The organism is Ornithinibacillus gellani (assembly GCF_003730295.1).
GTDB classification, from domain to species: domain Bacteria; phylum Bacillota; class Bacilli; order Bacillales; family Amphibacillaceae; genus Ornithinibacillus_A; species Ornithinibacillus_A gellani.
In genome coordinates this window covers 175,484-194,228 of sequence record NZ_QTSZ01000037.1, presented here as the reverse complement: position 1 = coordinate 194,228, position 18,745 = coordinate 175,484, and the positions used below count along the sequence as shown (strand labels likewise).

The following is an 18,745-nucleotide window of genomic DNA, read 5'->3' as shown; positions in this document are numbered from 1 at the left end:
TATGACCAAAACAGATGAACTTTCATTTGAAGAAGCAATGAAAGCATTAGAAGAGATTGTATCTAAACTCGAAGAAGGTGACGTTCCTTTAGAAAAAGCTATTGCTTTTTATCAGGAAGGGATGGACTTATCTAAAACATGTAGTGATAAGCTAAACCATGTACAAGAAAAAATGGTAAAAATTATGAATGAACAGGGCGAACTTGAATCTTTCGAAGTTCAGGAGGAAGAATAGACGTGACGGAAAATTTGCAGACATACATTAAAAATACGAAGCAATTAATAGAAACGGAAATGATTCGTGCATTACAAACTGCTGATATTCCACAACGTCTAAAACAATCCATGCAATATTCATTAGAAGCTGGTGGAAAACGATTACGCCCAATTTTATTATTTGCCAGCTATCAAGCTTTTGCAAAACAGTCTTCTAAAAAACCGATGTCAACAGCAATTGCTTTAGAAATGATTCATACGTATTCATTAATTCACGATGATTTGCCAGCAATGGATGATGATGATTATCGTCGCGGTAAACCAACAAACCATAAAGTATTTGACGAGGCAACTGCGATTCTGGCAGGTGATGGCTTGCTAACATATGCTTTTGAAATTATTGCAAATGATTCCCTTCTTACATCCGAAGAAAAAGTAGCGGTTCTAGGTTCACTCGCCAAAAGCAGCGGTCCAAAAGGCATGGTAGCTGGTCAAATTCTTGATATGGCTGCAGAAACAAATCCTGTAGATATAGAAGGGTTGGAGAAAATTCACACCCTAAAAACTGGTGAACTTCTCGTCTTTGCGGTAACTGCTGGTGCTCTGCTTGGTGGAGCAACAGAACAACAGTTGAACGAATTGAAAAGCTTTGCACATTTCTTAGGATTGATTTTCCAAGTGCAGGATGATATTTTGGATCAAATTGGTGATGAAGAAAAGCTTGGTAAACCTGTTGGAAGTGATGTGGATAATGATAAAAGCACTTACCCAAGTCTGCTTGGTTTAAATGGGGCGATTGCGAAAAAGGACGAGTATACCAAACATGCACTGCATTATCTAAAACAAGCCAACTTAGAAGGCAGTCGTATCGAGCAATTGACAACGTATTTTGGGCAGCGTGACCGTTAATAAACTGTATATATTTTAACGATTTTATGGTATAATTTGATTATCAAAGGAATGGTGCAGTATTCTAGTCAGTCCTCCGTTTCTGAAGGCGGGGCTAAAAATCCGCTAAAGGGCACATCGATGAAGTTCCTTGTGTTGGCTTGAGGCGCCCAGCCTTGGGTTAATGCTGGGAGTTAAGGATTTCGGGCGATCCACAAAGGCATGTGGGCGTTGACCCGATTTCCGTGGAGGCCCATCTCTGTAGTAGCAACTAAGCCTAGGGGCTATTATGGACTGGGGTATGAACCTGCATCAGAAGGTAAGGGACACCTTATTTGCAGCGTAGCCTGCCTTGAGTGGTGTTTGAGGGGATTGGGGTTTTAAATAACATATCTGGTGGCCACTGGTCTGTTGTTTTTGTCCCCATGAAATCAGCACTGCAAAAGAGGCTAGGAAACGGTCAAAGGCTGTTGAGGAAATCTCCTAGACTGTTCAATGCACGTATAAATGGGATTATAGTGTGGACTAAGTGGTAATCCAGTCTGACATTTGGTGACAGTGTCAAGATGTATTTAAAGGGGAACCGCCTGCGTGGCAACATGGGGTATACATTTGGGAAAACCTACTGGACCTAAGCCGCAGTTTTTACTATTTATACGACCATTCCTTACTACATAGCATATTTGAATCTGTTATATTGGAGAATAAAATGAAATCAAATATAAAACGCTCGCTTAAATTTAGCTTGACTATTGCCGTTATCACATTTGTGCTAGCGGCTATTTTTTCAATTATCTCATCGTCTATACTAAGTAAAGCTGTATGGATGATTGGTATTACAGTTGTATTGGTCATTGTATTGATTGGTGTTGTTTTTGATATGTTAGGCATCGCTTCCGCTTCTGCAGATGAAGCGCCATTTCATGCGATGGCTGCTGAAAAGGTTCCTGGAGCCAAACAAGCAGTTATTATCATTCGAAATGCAGATAAATTCTCTAGTTTCTGTAATGATGTGATTGGAGATATTTCCGGCATTGTAAGTGGTACTGCTACTGCGATTGTCGTTATTCAAATCGCTACATTAATGGATCATCCTGATGGCTCTCCGGGTCAAATTACGTTATCTGTGGTGCTTACCAGCTTGGTTGCAGCTATAACCGTGGGTGGAAAGGCAATTGGGAAATATTTTGCTATTAACTCATCAACCAGTATTATCTTTTACGCTGGTAAATTTTTTGCCATTTTAGAAAATCAATTTAAAATTAAGCTTCTTCCTTCGTCTAAACCAAAGGATAAAAAGGTTACGACTACGAAAGGAAATAGGTCGCGAAAGAAAAGGAATTTTGATAATGAGTAAAATAAGACTTGACGTACTTCTTGTAGAAAGAAATTTAGTAGAAACACGTGAAAAAGCAAAGCGGACAATCATGGCTGGGCTCGTGTTTTCTAATCAAATGCGCATGGATAAGCCTGGTATGAAAGTGTCAGAAGATATACCATTGGAAGTAAAAGGAAAGGCTATTCCTTATGTTGGTAGGGGAGGATTAAAGCTCGAGAAGGCGTTACAGTTTTTTGATATAAATGCGAAGGGAAAAGTTATGGTTGATATCGGCTCCTCTACAGGTGGATTTACAGACTGTGCATTACAACATGGTGTTCTGAAAAGTTATGCTATTGATGTCGGATATAATCAATTGGATTGGAAACTCAGAAGCGACGAACGTGTTATTGTGATGGAAAGAACGAATTTTCGCCATGTAACACCAGACCATTTTCAGCAGGGCTTTCCCAATCTTGCAACGATTGATGTATCATTTATATCTTTAAAGTTAATTCTTCCCGTTTTAAAGCATATTCTACAAGCTGATAGTGATGTTATAGCATTGATAAAGCCACAATTTGAGGCGGGAAGGGAACAAGTTGGCAAAAAAGGCATCGTTCGTGATCCAAAAGTACATCAGCAGGTACTAGATACGATTATAAGCTTTGCGAAGAATGAGGGATTTGTTCTTTTAAACTTAACGCACTCTCCCATTACAGGTGGAGATGGAAATATTGAGTTTCTTGCACATTTTGGCTGGAATAAATCAGTAATAGAGGATAGAGAGCGATTTAATTTTAATCAGATTACAGAAGCTGCTCATACAGAGTTATTAGCGAATAAAAATAATTAAAACCATATATGAAATAGTGATGATGCTGGAGGTAAAACATGAGTAAAATGCAGCGGCATATCAAAATTAGGGAATTAATTGGTGATCAGGAAATCGAAACCCAAGATGAGCTTGTTTATGAATTGAAACAAGCTGGTTTTAATGTAACCCAAGCAACGGTTTCCCGCGATATTAAAGAGCTCCATTTAGTAAAAGTACCTGCACTGGATGGAAATTATAAATACAGCTTGCCAGCCGATCAACGCTTTAATCCTTTAGGGAAATTAAAGCGCTTGATTATGGATACTTTTGTGAAATTGGATCATACAAGCCATTTTATTATTTTAAAAACATTACCTGGAAATGCCCAAGCGGTGGGTGTTTTAATAGACAATTTAACTTGGGATGAAATTATGGGAACCATTTGTGGTGACGATACTTGTTTAATCATTTGCCGAACGGAACAAGATGTTCAGCAAGTAAAAAATAGATTTCTAAATATGCTGTAGGTAACAAATTAATGGGGAGATTGAATCATGTTAATTGAATTATCGATTGAAGATTTTGCAATTATTGATCAAACAACCATCCAGTTTGATGAAGGTATAACCGTATTAACTGGTGAAACAGGGGCAGGTAAATCCATTATTATTGATGCCATTCAATTATTAGCTGGTGGAAGAGGCTCTGTGGAATTTGTTCGTTATGGGGCTAAAAGAGCTGAAATTGAAGGGCTGTTTGTATTGGATGATATAAGCCATCCCATTTATACTGTTGCCAAACAATACGGCGTTCCTATCACAGAAGACCAAGTAGTACTAAAACGTGTTATTACGAAGAATGGCAAAAGTATTTGCCGTGTGAATGGGAAACTTGTTACGCTTGGAATTTTACGGGAGTTCGGTAAAACCCTAATCGACATACACAGTCAGCATGAAACCCAAAGTTTAATGGATCCTGAACATCATGTTGATTTATTGGATTTATACGACCAGCAACAAATTGAAAAATCAAAAGAAGAGTACCATCTATTATTTGAGAAATTAACCACATTGAAAAAACGTTACAAGGAATTTAACGAAAACGAAAAAGAAATGGTTCATCGAATGGATTTACTTCAATTTCAATTGACGGAGTTGGAAAAAGCACAATTAGAACCAGGTGAAGACGAAGCATTAGAAAAAGAACGAATTCAATTGGCTAATTTTGACCGCGTTTTTCATGGCATCCAGGATGCTTACCAAGCACTATATGGTGAAGGAAAAGGAATAGAATGGTTAAATATTGCTCAACAAGCCCTACAAGACAATCGCCAATATGATGCGTTTATTGAAGAAAAAGCTGAGGAACTGACCAATCATTACTTTATCATTGAAGAATTAACATTTGCACTTAGGAATTACAGCGAATCCCTTGCCTATCATCCAGATAAGCTAAATGATATTGAGGCAAGATTAGATGAAATCAGCCGACTAAAAAGAAAATATGGTGCTACCGTAAATGATATGCTCGAATATATGGCTGACATTGAGGAAGAACTTGAGCAAATTCAGCATAAAGATACACATTTAATTAAACTAGAGCAAGAAATGAAAGAACTAGAACAAGATGTATTTTTGGAAGCAAAACAGCTGCATGATCTAAGAAAAAAAGCAGCAAAGGCTTTAACAAAAGAAGTCCATGAAGAATTACGGGGATTGTATCTAGACAAGGCATGCTTCAAGATACAATTTAAACCAGATCAAGTAGAGCAATCCGAGGAAAAGATTAACCTTCATAAAAATGGATTTGATCACGTTCGATTCTTAATTTCTACAAACCCAGGCGAGCCTCTTAAACAAATTGATAAAGTTGCTTCTGGTGGTGAACTATCCCGAATCATGCTCGTATTGAAGAAAATATTTGCCAAGCATCAAGGTGTAACAAGTGTTATTTTTGATGAGGTGGATACAGGCGTTAGTGGAAGGGTGGCACAAGCAATTGCCGAAAAGATATATCAAATTTCTATGCAATCTCAAGTCCTTTGCATTACCCATTTACCACAGGTAGCTGCCATGGCAGATACGCATAAATTAATTGAGAAGAGAGAAACAAACGAACGACATGCTACAAGGGTATCAGAGCTTTCACCTGAGCAACAGACCGAGGAACTGAGCAGAATGATTACTGGAACGAAAGTAACCGACACGGCCCGTGAGCATGCAAAAGAATTATTGCAATCTGCTGCCACGTTTAAACAAAAGCAGAAACATAAATAATGTATAAATTAATAGCATAAAATACGGAAAAAGCCAGAAGCTACAATTAGTACTGGCTTTTTTATTTTTCCATATCCATTCATTTTCATGCATAAATTTTCTTGACATATTTTATAATTTAAATATTTCCATGCACATGTAAAACAGGAAATGATACACAGGTTTACATAACTTTCACCAGTTTAAAACAGCACGCTAAAGGTCAAATTAGAACTACAGATATAAAGCGCTATATCGTAAAAAAAGAGGAGAGTGAAGATGAGTGAGAATACGTAAAAAGTTAACATTCTGGATTGGCCTTTTGATGATGCTGCTTGCTGTTACTTTAACCCCTACAATTCCATCTTTACAAATGAACCTTTCATTGCCTGTCGTCAACGCTGAAAATTCCCCAAATGAATGGACCACATTACCTGTTTTTTCGAATACAAATATGCAATCAAATACGATATCGGAATTTTCTTCATCGAAGGATTCTGGTGAAAAAGTAGATGCATCGCTAAAAAATAAAAAAGTAATTCCAGGTGGTCAATCGATTGGTGTACAGTTACACACATTGGGAGTTCTAGTGGTTGGGCACCATCTCGTATATGGTGATGGGGAAAGTCCACAGTCACCAGGGGAAAAAGCAAAAATATATGTTGGGGATGTTATATTAAAAATAAATGATGAAACCATTCATGGGATGTCAGAAATAAAGCCTTTCGTGGAGGAAGCTGGAAAAAAAGGCAATAAGTTAAAAGTCACCATTAAAAGAGGGAATGAAACTTTGGATACTTTTCTAGAGCCTGTCATGGATGCGAAAGAAGAGGAATACAGAATTGGCCTATACATTCGTGACTCCGCTGCTGGTATAGGTACCATGACCTTTTATGATCCTGTGTCCAAAAAATACGGTGCTTTAGGTCATATTATTTCAGATATGGATACAAAAAAACCAATCGAAATAAATAACGGATCAATTGTCCATTCTTCAGTAACATCAATAGAAAAAGGGGATAATGGACATCCAGGGGAAAAACAGGCCCGATTTTCGGTTAAAGATTTTAAAATCGGAACCATTACCAAAAATAGTCCATTCGGCATATTTGGTAAATTGGAACAGGATTTAGAGAATGGAAAATATGACAAACCAATGCCAATCGCTTTATCACATGAAGTAAAAGAGGGACCTGCAAAAATTTTAACAGTGGTGGAAGATAAAAAAGTTGAAGCATTCGATGTGGAAATTGTAAGTACGATTCCGCAAAAAACACCAGCAATTAAAGGAATGGTTATCCAAATAACGGATAAAGAGCTATTAAATAAAACTGGAGGTATTGTTCAGGGTATGAGTGGAAGTCCAATTATCCAGAACGATAAAATTATTGGTGCAGTGACACATGTATTCGTTAATGATCCCACCTCCGGCTACGGAGTGCATATTGAATGGATGCTCCAAGATGCAGGAATACAAATGGTAAAAAGTTCAAAAAAAGCAAGTTAAGAACTTTATTCGAACCCATACAAAATTGTATGGGTTCGATTTATGTTATAATTAAAATAATATTCGACAAATTCATCTTTGTTTTTGTCATAATTTGAAATATAATATCGAAAAACAACGAAAACACGAGTAAAATAAATTAAATCAAAGCAAAATGCAATTTTCTTAAAGTTTTTCCTGATTTAAAAGGATATTTGGAACTTATGTCGAATACATATAATGGAATCCATACAATCTAAAGGAGGAAGTTGTCTGTGAATAAAATATCTGTATGTCTGGTTGATGATAACAGGGAATTAATTCAGATGATGGAGGAATATTTTTCTAAGCAAGAAGATATTGAGGTAGTCGGTACTGCATACAATGGCAGGGAATGTTTGGAGCTATTGGATGATGTGGAACCCGACGTCCTTGTGTTGGATATAATCATGCCACATATTGATGGGTTGGCTGTTCTGCAAACATTACGTGAATCTGAACAGCACCGTGAAGTAAATGTCATCATGCTAACCGCATTTGGACAAGAAGAGGTAATGAAGAAAGCGGTTGATCTTGGGGCTTCTTATTTTATCTTAAAGCCATTTGATTTGGATAATTTAGCAAACCAGATTAGACAAGTTCCAGATGGTTCTGTATCCTCATCCAGTATGCATTTGAAAGGGAATAAGAAGGAAAGAAAACGCAAGGATCTGGAAGCGAGCATCACCAACATTATTCATGAAATTGGAGTACCTGCACATATCAAAGGATATATGTATTTAAGAGAGGCCATTACAATGGTATATCATGATATAGAATTACTTGGATCAATTACAAAAGTATTATACCCGGATATTGCTAAGAAATTTAACACTACTTCCTCCCGGGTAGAGCGGGCTATACGACATGCAATTGAAGTTGCTTGGAATAGAGGGAATATCGACTCCATTTCTGCTTTATTTGGTTATACGGTAAATATATCAAAAGCAAAGCCGACCAATTCGGAGTTCATTGCTATGGTTGCAGACCGGCTTCGTCTAGAGCATAAAGCCAGTTGAACCATCATCGTTTTCACAATTAAAAAAAGGATTACTGCAAACTATTGCAGCAATCCTTTTTTATTATGCTTGAAAAAAGATTTGATATAACGACTGTACAGCACGTTCCATATCTTTCGCTTGAATACCGAACATCATGGAAACCTCCGAGGAGCCCTGATTAATCATCTCGATATTCACATTTGCATTAACAAGTGCCGTCGTAGCCTTTTGAGCAATGCCAATTGTATTTAGCATTCCCTCTCCAACAATCATAATCACCGCTAAATTATGAGTAAATTTTACCGTTTCAGCCTGAAGTAATGTCTTAATTCGGTCAATAATTGTGGATTCTTTTTCTTTAGTTAATTGATTATCACGAATAATGACGGATAAATCATCAATTCCTGAAGGTGCATGTTCAAAGGAAATAGATTCTTCCTCTAAAATATGGAACAACTTTCTTCCAAATCCAAGCTCGCGATTCATTAAGTATTTACTGACGTACAGACTTGAAAATCCGGTATCACTAGCTATTCCAACTACACAAGTCCCATTAATTTCACGTTCAGCTACAATCTTTGTCCCTGGGGCATCTGGGTTATTTGTATTTTTGATTGCCACAGGAATTTTTTCCTTGATAGCTGGAATCAATGCCTCATCATGGAAAACCGAAAAACCTGCGTAGGATAATTCTCTCATTTCTTTGTACGTTAATACCGTTATTTCAGCTGGGTTACGAACGAGGGTAGGATTAACTGTATAAACAGAATCAACATCTGTAAAATTTTCGTATAACTCTGCTTGTACTCCCGCTGCAACGATTGAACCAGTAATATCAGAACCTCCACGTGAAAAGGTAGAAAGCTTCCCGGTTTTTGTATACCCAAAAAAACCAGGAATAACGATAATTTCTTGTTTGTTACGCAGCTGCCGCAACTTTGAGAAACTTTCATCTAAAATTTGTGCATTTCCCGGCTCATCACTCACAATGATGCCAGCCTCTTTCGGGTTCATATAAATTGCTTCCAAACCAATACGGTTTAAATACGCACTTAAAATGCGTGCTGAACTGTCTTCGCCGATTGCTTTAATTGCATCAAGTTTCAATTCATTCGAATAATCTGAAAACAAAACGTTTGATATATTTTCTTGAATCGTTGTTAACACGCCAGTATCTAAATCTAGCTCAGATACAATTTCTGAAAAACGATCCATAACAAACTGCATATACATATCATAATCACGATTTTCCAGATAAGCATTACCTAAGCCAATGAGAAGATCTGTTACCTTCATATCCTCTCCGTGACGTTTCCCCGGTGCAGATACGACGATTACTTTTCGTAGTGGGTCCTTGCGGATAATGGAACCTACTTTTTGAATCTGCCTTGCACTTGCTACAGAACTACCACCAAACTTTGCTACTTTCATACGATCTCCCCATTATTCAATTTTTGATTTTCATAAAAGAATACCATAATTCACACAATAAAAAAAGTAAAATGTGCGAAAATTCTTTTCACACATTATACTTTCTCTTTCCCATTACTTATTTCTCGCTGTTTTTGTCGTTTTTCTCTTTGAACTAAATTTCTTTTTCGATCACGGTGAACGACAAAGCCTCCGATAAATGCCAAACCACCAACAAATAAAATTAGTCCCACAGTAAATTGGATTCCTGTATGTATAAAAATAGCATGAAACTGATCAAATATAGAATCTCTCATTAATTTGATTCCAATTGCTGCGAAAATACCAGGAATTAACAATAAAGAAAAAGCGATAATACGCACCATTTATAATTCCACCTTTATGATTTCATTTACAATCTAGACCATGATAAGTATATCAAAGCACTCATAAAATTGATATTGATATCGAATTGAAAAATAATGCAGATTATCGTAAAATAATGATATGCATAATCTTGCAAGGTTGGTGGTGGATATGAAACGTGTGCTTATCGTTGGAGCTGGGAAGGGTGGTACGGCCTTATTTAAGATTTTATCTGCTACAAACCGAATGAAAATTGTAGCCATGATAGATATCAATGAACAGGCTGAAGGATTGGCGCTAGCGAAACGACAGGATATTCCAATTGATACCGATTGGCGTAATTGGATTCATGAAGATGTGGACATTATGATAGAAGCAACTGGTGATCATAAAGTATTTGATGCTTTATTTAAAGCGCGTTCAGATAAAACAGTTGTTGTTCCTGGCTCGGTTGCATTTATTATCTCGGAACTATTCGATGAAAAAGAAATTTTATTGGACAAGTTCAAGCTTCAATCTTATAACCAAAAATTAATCATGGATAATATTAATGATGGAATGATCGTCATTAACAACGATGAATATGTGCAATTTGTTAACAAAAGTGCGGAGAAAATTGTTGGAGTGTCAAGAGAGCAATTTGAAGGAAGTAATATTAATGACATCATTAGGAATTCCAGATTAAAACATGTGCTAAGAAGTAGAAGAAAAGAAGTAAATCAAAAACTCTTCTTAGAAAATGGCAAAAAAGTGATTACCACTCGCATTCCAATCATTGATGATCAAAATATTTTGCGTGGTGCTTTTGCCGTATTTAAAGATATTACCGAAGTGGTTAACCTTGCTGAACAGAATACAGATTTAAATGAAATTAAAACAATGCTTGAAGCTATTATTTATTCCTCAGAAGAAGCGATAAGTGTTGTCGATGAAAAAGGAAATGGGTTAATGATTAACCCAGCTTACACACGAATTACTGGCCTTAGACAGCATGATATTGTAGGGAAGCCAGCCTCAACAGATATTTCTGAAGGGGAGAGCATGCATATGAAAGTGTTGCAAACAAGGCGCCCTGTTAGAGGAGTAAGAATGAAAGTAGGTCCAAGTAATAAAGAAGTACTTGTCAATGTTGCGCCAATTATTGTGGATGGAAAAATAAAAGGAAGTGTTGGCGTACTACATGATTTATCGGAAATTCAGTCTCTTACAAGTGAGTTGCAGCGAGCCCGACAAATTATTCGCAGTTTGGAAGCAAAATACACATTTGATGATATCGTTGCATCTTCTGAGGAAATGAAAATCGCGCTCGAGCAAGCTAAAGTTGGTGCTCGTACACCTGCGACCGTACTTTTACGTGGAGAATCTGGAACGGGTAAAGAGCTTTTCGCACATGCAATTCATAATGAAAGTAGTCGCAAATACCATAAATTTATTCGAGTTAACTGTGCAGCTATTGCAGAATCTCTTTTGGAAAGTGAATTATTTGGTTATGAAGAAGGCGCGTTTTCAGGTGCGAAACGCGGAGGTAAAAAAGGATTTTTTGAAGAAGCGCATATGGGAAGTATATTTTTAGATGAAATTGGCGAATTATCCTTGAAAATGCAAGCAAAGCTTCTACGTGTATTACAGGAAAATGAAATTGTCCGTGTTGGTGGTACAGAGCCGATCCATATCGATGTTCGAGTCATTACAGCTACAAATGTTAATTTAGAAAAAGCTATTATGCAGAAAACTTTTCGTGAAGATTTATACTATCGACTAAATCGATTACCAATTTTTATTCCGCCACTTCAGGATCGTTTGACGGATGTACCATTTCTGATTGAACGAATGATTCAAAAAATAAATCAAGATTACGGAAGAAATGTTTCCAGCATATCTGATGAAGCTTTATCTGCATTAAAAGGATATCATTGGCCAGGTAATGTCCGTGAATTAGAAAATGTGATTGGACGAGCTATGATTTTTATGGACATGAATGAAGAAATGATCCAAACGATTCATTTACCGAATTTATATCCTACCAGTGAAAAGATATCCAGTAATGCACCTGGATTACAGCTTGGTACAACGCATTCATCGTTACAGGATGCGATGGACCATTATGAAAAACAACTTATAACACAGGCTTATAAAGAGAATGAATATAATAAGACTAAAACAGCAAAAGCATTGAAAATTTCTATTAGAAACTTATATTATAAAATGGAAAAGTACCAAATTGACAAAACGTTCCTGCAATAATTTGCAGTTATGCAATTTATTGCAAGTGTAAAAAACAGATAAATAAAGCGTTTTCATTAATTATAAGTTGGCACGGTATTTGCTGTATATAAGGGTAGGTGGAATGGGGGGTTATATGAAAACATTATCGGAACTAATTAAACATGCACAACAACTAGATAAACAAGTTGTCTCTATTGCCAATGCGGCGGACGTGGAAGTGTTGCGTTTTGTGAAACAAGCGGTAGATCAGGACTTAGCCTCTTTCTTGCTTCATGGAGATCAACAAGTTATTCAAGCCTATGCGGACAAACTGGGTTTCGACTTAAATCATCAAGACATAGAAGTTGTGCACACGACATCGGCAATTGCAGATGCAGCTGTACAAACAATCGACCGTGGCGATGCACATATTTTAATGAAAGGAAATATCTCTACAAAAGCCTTATTACAGGCGGTGTTAAATAAACAATACGGTTTAAGAACTGGTGGCGTTTTATCCCATAGCGCATTATTTGAAATCCCAAGCCAAAATCGTTTGTTGTTTTTGACCGATGCTGCAATGAATATTTCACCTTCACTTAAAGAAAAGGTAGATATTATACACAACACGGTTCAAGTTGCACATGCAATCGGTATATTACAGCCTAAGGTGGCTGTATTGGCACCAGTTGAAGTCATAAATCCTGCTATGCAATCAACTTTGGATGCAGCTGCACTTACTCAGATGCAGCATCGTGGCCAAATAAATGGATGTATGATTGACGGACCGTTAGCATTTGATAATGCTGTCTCATTAGATGCAGCCAGACAAAAGGATATCGTTTCCGATGTCGCTGGACGTGCGGATATTTTATTGGCACCATCCATCGAAGTGGCTAATGCCTTATATAAATCCTTTATATATTTCGCGCAGGCGAAAGTTGCAGCAATTATAAGCGGTGCTAAAGCACCTATCGTGCTAACATCACGAGCAGACACAGCAGAAAGTAAATTATATTCTCTTGCACTAGCGTTGTTATCAACAAATAATAGGAGGAATCAATGATGGAAATCTTTACTTATATGGAAAAATACGATTATGAACAGCTTGTTTTTTGCCAAGATGAAAACTCTGGATTGAAGGCAGTCATCGCAATTCATGATACGACACTTGGACCTGCATTAGGGGGTACAAGAATGTGGACATACCAATCAGAATCGGAAGCAATTGAAGATGCGCTTCGTCTTGCACGAGGGATGACCTATAAGAATGCTGCAGCTGGCTTAAATCTCGGTGGAGGGAAAACAGTAATTATTGGTGATCCGAAAAAAGATAAAAATCCTGAAATGTTCCGCGCGTTTGGAAGATATATCCAAAGTCTGAATGGTCGTTATATAACAGCTGAGGATGTGGGTACATCAGTAGATGATATGGATTTAATTCACATGGAGACGGACTATGTTACCGGAATATCACCAGAGTTTGGCTCATCTGGTAATCCGTCTCCTGTGACTGCATATGGCGTATACAAAGGAATGAAAGCATCCGCTAAAGAAGCTTTCGGTTCAGATTCTCTTGAGGGTAAGGTAATTGCAGTACAAGGAGTAGGAAACGTAGCATACCGCCTCTGTGAATACTTACATGAAGAAGGAGCAAGCTTGATTGTAACTGACATCAATAAAGAGGCTGTACAACGTGCGGTAGATGCGTTTGGAGCGAAAGCAATTGACCCTAATGATATTTACAGCGTGGATTGTGATATTTATGCTCCGTGTGCACTTGGTGCTACAATCAATGATGATACCATTCCCGTATTAAAAGCAAAAGTGATTGCTGGTTCTGCAAACAATCAATTAAAAACACCAGAACATGGAGATATTATCCATGAAAAAGGAATTATATATGCACCGGATTATGTTATTAATTCTGGTGGGGTTATTAATGTAGCAGATGAACTGAATGGTTATAACCAGAATCGTGCATTACGTAAAGTTGAAGGTATTTATGATATTTTAGGCAAGGTATACGAAATTGCGAAACGGGATCATATTCCGACATATGTTGCAGCAGATAGAATGGCAGAAGAACGTATTGAATCTGTGCGAAAGTCACGCAATCAATTTTTACTAAATGGTCACCACACACTAAGCAGACGCTAACTTTCATAACGGAGGTCAAATAGCATGCAGCATGTTTATCGGATTTTAGTTATTAATCCAGGATCTACTTCTACCAAAATTGGTGTGTTCGATAATGAAGTGTGTGTATTTGAAAAAACAATCCGCCATGAGGCCAGTGATCTTGCTGGCTTCAAGCGGGTAATGGATCAATTTGAATATCGAAAACAAGTAATCATGGAGCAATTAGACTATGAAGGTATTAATATTTCTAAATTCAGTGCAATCTGTGCCAGAGGAGGCCTGGTACAACCGATTGAAGGTGGCACATATGAAGTGAATGATACGATGCTTCACGATTTGAAGGTCGGTTATTACGGAGAGCACGCTTCTAATTTAGGCGGTATTATTGCACATGAAATTGCCTTCCAACTCCATATACCAGCATATATCGTAGACCCAGTAGTAGTAGATGAGCTAGATCAAATCGCCCGTTATTCCGGTATACCTGATGTGCCAAGGAAAAGTATTTTTCATGCCTTAAATCAAAAGGCAGTTGCACGGAGAGCTGCAAAAGATTTAAACCGTAGTTATGAGGATATGAACCTCATTGTTGCCCATATGGGTGGTGGGATAACGGTTGGAGCACATAAGCAAGGACGAGTGGTTGATGTAAATAATGGACTACATGGTGATGGTCCTTTTTCTCCGGAACGGGCCGGGACTGTACCGGCGGGTGATTTGGTTTCTCTATGCTACTCAGGGCAATATTACCGGGATGAAATAATGGAAAAGCTGGTTGGACGAGGCGGCTTAATGGGATATTTGAACACTAACAATGCAATAGAGGTTGAAAATCGAATACAACATGGGGATGAGTTAGCTAAATCTGTATACGATGCAATGGCTTACCAGATCGCGAAGGAAATCGGTGCTGCTAGCGCTGTCTTATCGGGCCGGGTTGATGCCATTGTATTGACTGGAGGTTTAGCATATGGAAAAGCCTTTACAGATAACATTTCCGAACGAGTAGACTGGATTGCAGATACCATTGTTTACCCGGGAGAAGATGAACTTCAGGCATTAACGGAAGGTACTTTACGGGTACTTCGACAAGAGGAACAACCCAAAACTTATCCAACTTATGTTTGAAAGGAGCGGATTCAAGAATGACAAAAGAATATGACTTGGTTGTACTTGGCGGAGGAACAGGGGGTTATGTTGCAGCGATTAGGGCTGCCCAGTTGGGCATGCAGGTTGCAATAGTAGAAGCTAATAAGCTTGGCGGAACCTGTTTACATAGAGGATGCATTCCATCAAAAGCACTGTTGAGAAGTGCAGAGGTTTTCAAGCAATCAAAAGAAGCTAAGGAGTTTGGCGTAGATGTAAAAGATGTTACGCTCAATTTTTCTGCTGTTCAAAAGCGAAAAAATGGCATTGTAAACACATTGCATCAAGGTGTGCAAGGCTTAATGAAAAAAGGAAAAATCGATGTGTTTGAAGGTTTTGGGAGAATATTGGGACCGAGTATCTTTTCACCGATGCCAGGTACGATCTCCATCGAGTATGCAAACGGAGATGAAAACACGATGATTGTTCCAAAAAACGTGCTCATTGCTACAGGATCTAAACCAAGAACATTACCTGGATTGGAAATCGATGGGAAGTATGTTCTAACCTCTGATGAAGCACTGGAAATGAATGAATTACCTCATTCCATTATTATCGTAGGTGGAGGGGTTATTGGAATAGAGTGGGCTTCTATGCTGGCTGATTTTGGTGTTGAAGTAACCGTGCTGGAGTACCTTGATCAAATTCTCCCAACGGAGGATGAAGCTATAGCACGTGAAGCCAAAAGATTATTAAAGAAAAAAGGCGTAAAAATCCACACAGGGGCCAAAGTCATTTCCGATTCATTAAAAACGGGTGAAACAGTTGAAATAAAGGCAGAAATGAAAAAAGGAGAAAAAATATTCCAAGCGGAAAAAATGCTTGTTTCAGTAGGTAGGGAGGCAAATTCCGATAATATCGGCTTACAGAACACTGATATCCAAACGGAGAAAGGTTATATCCAGACGAACGAATTTTATCAAACAAAAGAATCGCATATATACGCAATTGGCGATGTGATTGGTGGTATGCAGCTTGCACATGTAGCTTCTCATGAAGGCATTATTGCAGTCGAACATATGGCAAACCAAAATCCAACTCCACTTGACTACACAAAAATTGCTAGCTGTATTTATTCAAATCCGGAAGCTGCCAGTGTAGGACTAACTGAAAAACAAGCACTTGAACAAGGCTATGAAATCAAGGTAGGAAAATTCTCTTTTAAAGCTATCGGAAAGGCACTTGTTCATGGTGATTCAGATGGTTTTGTAAAAATTATTGCCGATAAAAAAACGGAGGATATCCTCGGTATCCATATGATTGGTCCACATGTAACGGATATGATTTCTGAAGCTGGTCTTGCCATGGTGTTAGACGCAACACCATGGGAAATCGCGGGAACTGTTCATCCGCACCCATCACTATCTGAAATAATGGGTGAAGCGGCATTAGCAGTTGATGGCAACCAAATTCATGGATAATGTTATTGGCTCAGGCCAAGAAATGATTAGGGAGGTATTATCATGAGTGAAAATCGTCATAAGGCACTGGGATTAAGTGATGAGAAAGTACTTGAAATGTTTCGCACGATGCTATTAGCTCGAAAAATTGATGAAAGAATGTGGCTCTTAAACCGTGCAGGTAAAATTCCATTTGTTATTTCATGTCAGGGACAAGAAGGGGCACAAGTAGGCGCTGCATTTGCATTAAATCGGGACATAGACTATGTTGCACCTTATTACCGTGATATGGGCGTTGTATTAGCATTTGGCATGACTGCGAAAGAATTAATGCTTTCAGGTTTTGCCAAAGCAGAAGATCCCAATTCAGGTGGACGCCAAATGCCGGGACACTTTGGCCAAAAGAAAAACAGAATTCTTACTGGCTCATCCCCCGTTACTACACAGCTACCACATGCTGTTGGTGTCGCATTGGCTGCAAAAATCGAAAAGAAAGATTTTGTTTCATTCGTAACACTTGGTGAAGGCTCTTCCAACCAAGGCGATTTCCATGAGGGTCTTAACTTTGCAGGGGTACATAAACTCCCGGTTATAACAATGGTGGAAAATAATAAATATGCGATATCTGTTCCATACGACCGTCAATTGGCATGCGAACATGTATCTGATCGCGCTAAAGGCTATGGTATGCCAGGTATTACAGTTAATGGGAATGATCCATTAGAAGTTTATGCAGCTGTTAAAGAAGCAAGGGAAAGAGCTATGAATGGGGAAGGTCCAACGCTAATCGAAGCTGTAACAGATCGCTTAACTTCCCACTCTAGTGATGATGATGATCGGTTATACAGGGAATCTGAAGAAATTGAAGAAGCAAGAAAAAAGGATACGATTATTTCTTTTGCGAAATATTTAAAGGATGCTGGCATTTTAACAGATGAACTAGAAAAAGATTTCCACAGTGAAATCGATAAAATCGTTAATGAAGCTACTGATTACGCAGAGGAAGCACCTTATGCTGAACCAGAATCTGCACTTAAATATGTTTATGAAGAGTAAGGAGGGAGAATAACATGGCAGTTATTTCATATATTCAGGCTGTAACATCTGCATTAAGAGAAGAGATGCAGCGTGACGAAAAAGTATTTGTTCTTGGTGAGGACGTTGGTAAAAAAGGCGGTGTTTTCCGTGCAACAGATGGACTATTTAATGAATTTGGTGATTATCGCGTATTAGATACACCACTTGCTGAATCTGCAATCGCTGGTGTTGGTATTGGAGCAGCGATGTATGGCATGCGCCCTGTTGCAGAAATGCAATTTGCAGATTTCATTATGCCTGCAGTCAATCAAATCATCTCAGAGGCAGCAAAAATGAGATATCGGTCCAACAATGACTGGAATTGTCCAATCACAATCCGTGCCCCATATGGAGGTGGGGTACATGGTGCGCTATACCATTCCCAATCAGTCGAATCTGTATTTGCAAATCAACCAGGATTAAAGATTGTAATGCCTTCTACACCATATGATGTAAAAGGGTTACTAAAAGCAGCAATACGGGATAATGATCCGGTGTTATTCTTTGAACACAAACGTGCATATCGACTATTAAAAGGAGAAGTACCTGATGAGGATTATGTCTTACCATTAGGAAAAGCAGATGTGAAACGTGAAGGATCGGATATCACGATTATCACATACGGATTATGTGTTCATTTTGCACTTCAGGCAGCCGAAAAACTGGCTGAAGAAGGAATCAGTGCGCATATTCTGGATTTACGAACCGTATATCCTTTAGATAAAGAAGCAATTATTGAAGCCGCCAAGAAGACTGGTAAAGTTTTATTGATTACAGAAGATAATAAAGAAGGAAGCATCATTGGCGAAGTGGCAGCCATCATTGCTGAAAATTGTCTTTTTGACTTAGATGCACCAATCCAACGTTTGGCTGGTCCAGATGTACCATCCATGCCTTATGCACCAACGATGGAAAAATATTTTATGATTAATCCGGATAAAGTTGAAAAAGCGATGCGTGAGCTAGCGGAATATTAGCA

Annotated in this window: 17 protein-coding genes; 15 read left to right on the top strand and 2 right to left on the bottom strand. The window is 38.2% G+C overall.

The annotated features are described in order from the left end of the window. The first annotated feature begins 1 nt into the window (after position 1). From DX933_RS11330 to spo0A, 8 genes are all read left to right on the top strand, one after another. Positions 2-235: an exodeoxyribonuclease VII small subunit gene (locus DX933_RS11330; RefSeq protein ID WP_123316544.1), complete on the top strand. Its 234-nt coding sequence runs from the start codon at positions 2-4 to the stop codon at positions 233-235. A 2-nt stretch (positions 236-237) separates the two neighbouring features. Beyond that, the gene (locus tag DX933_RS11325; RefSeq protein ID WP_223805949.1) at positions 238-1,125 is read left to right on the top strand and encodes a polyprenyl synthetase family protein; all 888 of its coding nucleotides are present in this window, start codon (positions 238-240) and stop codon (positions 1,123-1,125) included. Positions 1,126-1,813: 688 nt separating this feature from the next. Further along, positions 1,814-2,461: a hypothetical protein gene (locus DX933_RS11320; RefSeq protein ID WP_123316543.1), complete on the top strand. Its 648-nt coding sequence runs from the start codon at positions 1,814-1,816 to the stop codon at positions 2,459-2,461. Then, positions 2,454-3,278 (top strand): TlyA family RNA methyltransferase, encoded by an 825-nt coding sequence (locus tag DX933_RS11315; protein WP_397316416.1) that lies wholly within the window; start codon positions 2,454-2,456, stop codon positions 3,276-3,278. The genes DX933_RS11320 and DX933_RS11315 overlap by 8 nt, the downstream gene beginning before the upstream one ends. Positions 3,279-3,316: 38 nt before the next feature. Continuing rightward, on the top strand, positions 3,317-3,766 hold the full coding sequence (ahrC, locus tag DX933_RS11310; RefSeq protein WP_123316541.1) for a transcriptional regulator AhrC/ArgR: 450 nt from the start codon (positions 3,317-3,319) through the stop codon (positions 3,764-3,766). Between the two features lie 27 nt (positions 3,767-3,793). After that, on the top strand, positions 3,794-5,515 hold the full coding sequence (gene recN, locus DX933_RS11305) for a DNA repair protein RecN (RefSeq protein WP_123316540.1): 1,722 nt from the start codon (positions 3,794-3,796) through the stop codon (positions 5,513-5,515). A gap of 304 nt (positions 5,516-5,819) precedes the next feature. After that, complete coding sequence (spoIVB, locus tag DX933_RS11300) at positions 5,820-7,001, top strand: SpoIVB peptidase (RefSeq protein ID WP_123316737.1); 1,182 nt, start codon at positions 5,820-5,822, stop codon at positions 6,999-7,001. A gap of 254 nt (positions 7,002-7,255) precedes the next feature. After that, positions 7,256-8,038 carry a sporulation transcription factor Spo0A gene (gene spo0A, locus DX933_RS11295; protein ID WP_123316539.1) on the top strand — a complete coding sequence of 261 codons (783 nt, stop codon included), beginning with the start codon at positions 7,256-7,258 and terminating at the stop codon, positions 8,036-8,038. 63 nt (positions 8,039-8,101) lie between these two features. On the opposite strand, the gene DX933_RS11290 is transcribed toward spo0A, so the two are convergent. Continuing rightward, the gene (locus DX933_RS11290) at positions 8,102-9,451 is read right to left on the bottom strand and encodes an aspartate kinase (protein WP_123316538.1); all 1,350 of its coding nucleotides are present in this window, start codon (positions 9,449-9,451) and stop codon (positions 8,102-8,104) included. A gap of 95 nt (positions 9,452-9,546) precedes the next feature. Then, positions 9,547-9,816, bottom strand: coding sequence for a DUF2627 domain-containing protein (locus DX933_RS11285; RefSeq protein ID WP_123316537.1), 270 nt, complete (start codon positions 9,814-9,816; stop codon positions 9,547-9,549). A 151-nt stretch (positions 9,817-9,967) separates the two neighbouring features. On the opposite strand from DX933_RS11285, the gene DX933_RS11280 reads away from it, so the two are divergent. From DX933_RS11280 to DX933_RS11250, 7 genes are all read left to right on the top strand, one after another. After that, positions 9,968-12,040, top strand: a complete 2,073-nt coding sequence (locus DX933_RS11280; RefSeq protein ID WP_123316536.1) for a sigma 54-interacting transcriptional regulator — start codon at positions 9,968-9,970, stop codon at positions 12,038-12,040. 115 nt (positions 12,041-12,155) lie between these two features. Further along, positions 12,156-13,067, top strand: a complete 912-nt coding sequence (yqiS, locus tag DX933_RS11275; RefSeq protein WP_123316535.1) for a phosphate butyryltransferase — start codon at positions 12,156-12,158, stop codon at positions 13,065-13,067. Next, positions 13,067-14,161 carry a branched-chain amino acid dehydrogenase gene (gene bcd, locus DX933_RS11270; RefSeq protein WP_123316534.1) on the top strand — a complete coding sequence of 365 codons (1,095 nt, stop codon included), beginning with the start codon at positions 13,067-13,069 and terminating at the stop codon, positions 14,159-14,161. Before yqiS ends, bcd begins: the two co-directional genes overlap by 1 nt. Positions 14,162-14,185: 24 nt before the next feature. Further along, on the top strand, positions 14,186-15,271 hold the full coding sequence (gene buk, locus DX933_RS11265; protein WP_123316533.1) for a butyrate kinase: 1,086 nt from the start codon (positions 14,186-14,188) through the stop codon (positions 15,269-15,271). 17 nt (positions 15,272-15,288) lie between these two features. After that, complete coding sequence (lpdA, locus tag DX933_RS11260) at positions 15,289-16,710, top strand: dihydrolipoyl dehydrogenase (RefSeq protein WP_123316532.1); 1,422 nt, start codon at positions 15,289-15,291, stop codon at positions 16,708-16,710. Between the two features lie 42 nt (positions 16,711-16,752). Then, complete coding sequence (locus tag DX933_RS11255) at positions 16,753-17,745, top strand: thiamine pyrophosphate-dependent dehydrogenase E1 component subunit alpha (protein ID WP_123316531.1); 993 nt, start codon at positions 16,753-16,755, stop codon at positions 17,743-17,745. Between the two features lie 14 nt (positions 17,746-17,759). Further along, positions 17,760-18,743, top strand: coding sequence for an alpha-ketoacid dehydrogenase subunit beta (locus tag DX933_RS11250; RefSeq protein WP_123316530.1), 984 nt, complete (start codon positions 17,760-17,762; stop codon positions 18,741-18,743). Positions 18,744-18,745 lie beyond the last annotated feature (2 nt).

What these genes read in the sequence shown, in the direction of transcription:
- DX933_RS11330 (WP_123316544.1), top strand. Translation starts at nt 2, where the DNA reads ATGACCAAAACAGATGAACTTTCATTTGAAGAAGCAATGAAAGCATTA.
- DX933_RS11320 (WP_123316543.1), top strand. Translation starts at nt 1,814, where the DNA reads ATGAAATCAAATATAAAACGCTCGCTTAAATTTAGCTTGACTATTGCC.
- DX933_RS11315 (WP_397316416.1), top strand. Translation starts at nt 2,454, where the DNA reads ATGAGTAAAATAAGACTTGACGTACTTCTTGTAGAAAGAAATTTAGTA.
- ahrC (WP_123316541.1), top strand. Translation starts at nt 3,317, where the DNA reads ATGAGTAAAATGCAGCGGCATATCAAAATTAGGGAATTAATTGGTGAT.
- recN (WP_123316540.1), top strand. Translation starts at nt 3,794, where the DNA reads ATGTTAATTGAATTATCGATTGAAGATTTTGCAATTATTGATCAAACA.
- spoIVB (WP_123316737.1), top strand. Translation starts at nt 5,820, where the DNA reads ATGATGCTGCTTGCTGTTACTTTAACCCCTACAATTCCATCTTTACAA.
- DX933_RS11290 (WP_123316538.1), bottom strand. Translation starts at nt 9,451, where the DNA reads ATGAAAGTAGCAAAGTTTGGTGGTAGTTCTGTAGCAAGTGCAAGGCAG.
- DX933_RS11285 (WP_123316537.1), bottom strand. Translation starts at nt 9,816, where the DNA reads ATGGTGCGTATTATCGCTTTTTCTTTATTGTTAATTCCTGGTATTTTC.
- DX933_RS11280 (WP_123316536.1), top strand. Translation starts at nt 9,968, where the DNA reads ATGAAACGTGTGCTTATCGTTGGAGCTGGGAAGGGTGGTACGGCCTTA.
- yqiS (WP_123316535.1), top strand. Translation starts at nt 12,156, where the DNA reads ATGAAAACATTATCGGAACTAATTAAACATGCACAACAACTAGATAAA.
- bcd (WP_123316534.1), top strand. Translation starts at nt 13,067, where the DNA reads ATGGAAATCTTTACTTATATGGAAAAATACGATTATGAACAGCTTGTT.
- buk (WP_123316533.1), top strand. Translation starts at nt 14,186, where the DNA reads ATGCAGCATGTTTATCGGATTTTAGTTATTAATCCAGGATCTACTTCT.
- lpdA (WP_123316532.1), top strand. Translation starts at nt 15,289, where the DNA reads ATGACAAAAGAATATGACTTGGTTGTACTTGGCGGAGGAACAGGGGGT.
- DX933_RS11255 (WP_123316531.1), top strand. Translation starts at nt 16,753, where the DNA reads ATGAGTGAAAATCGTCATAAGGCACTGGGATTAAGTGATGAGAAAGTA.
- DX933_RS11250 (WP_123316530.1), top strand. Translation starts at nt 17,760, where the DNA reads ATGGCAGTTATTTCATATATTCAGGCTGTAACATCTGCATTAAGAGAA.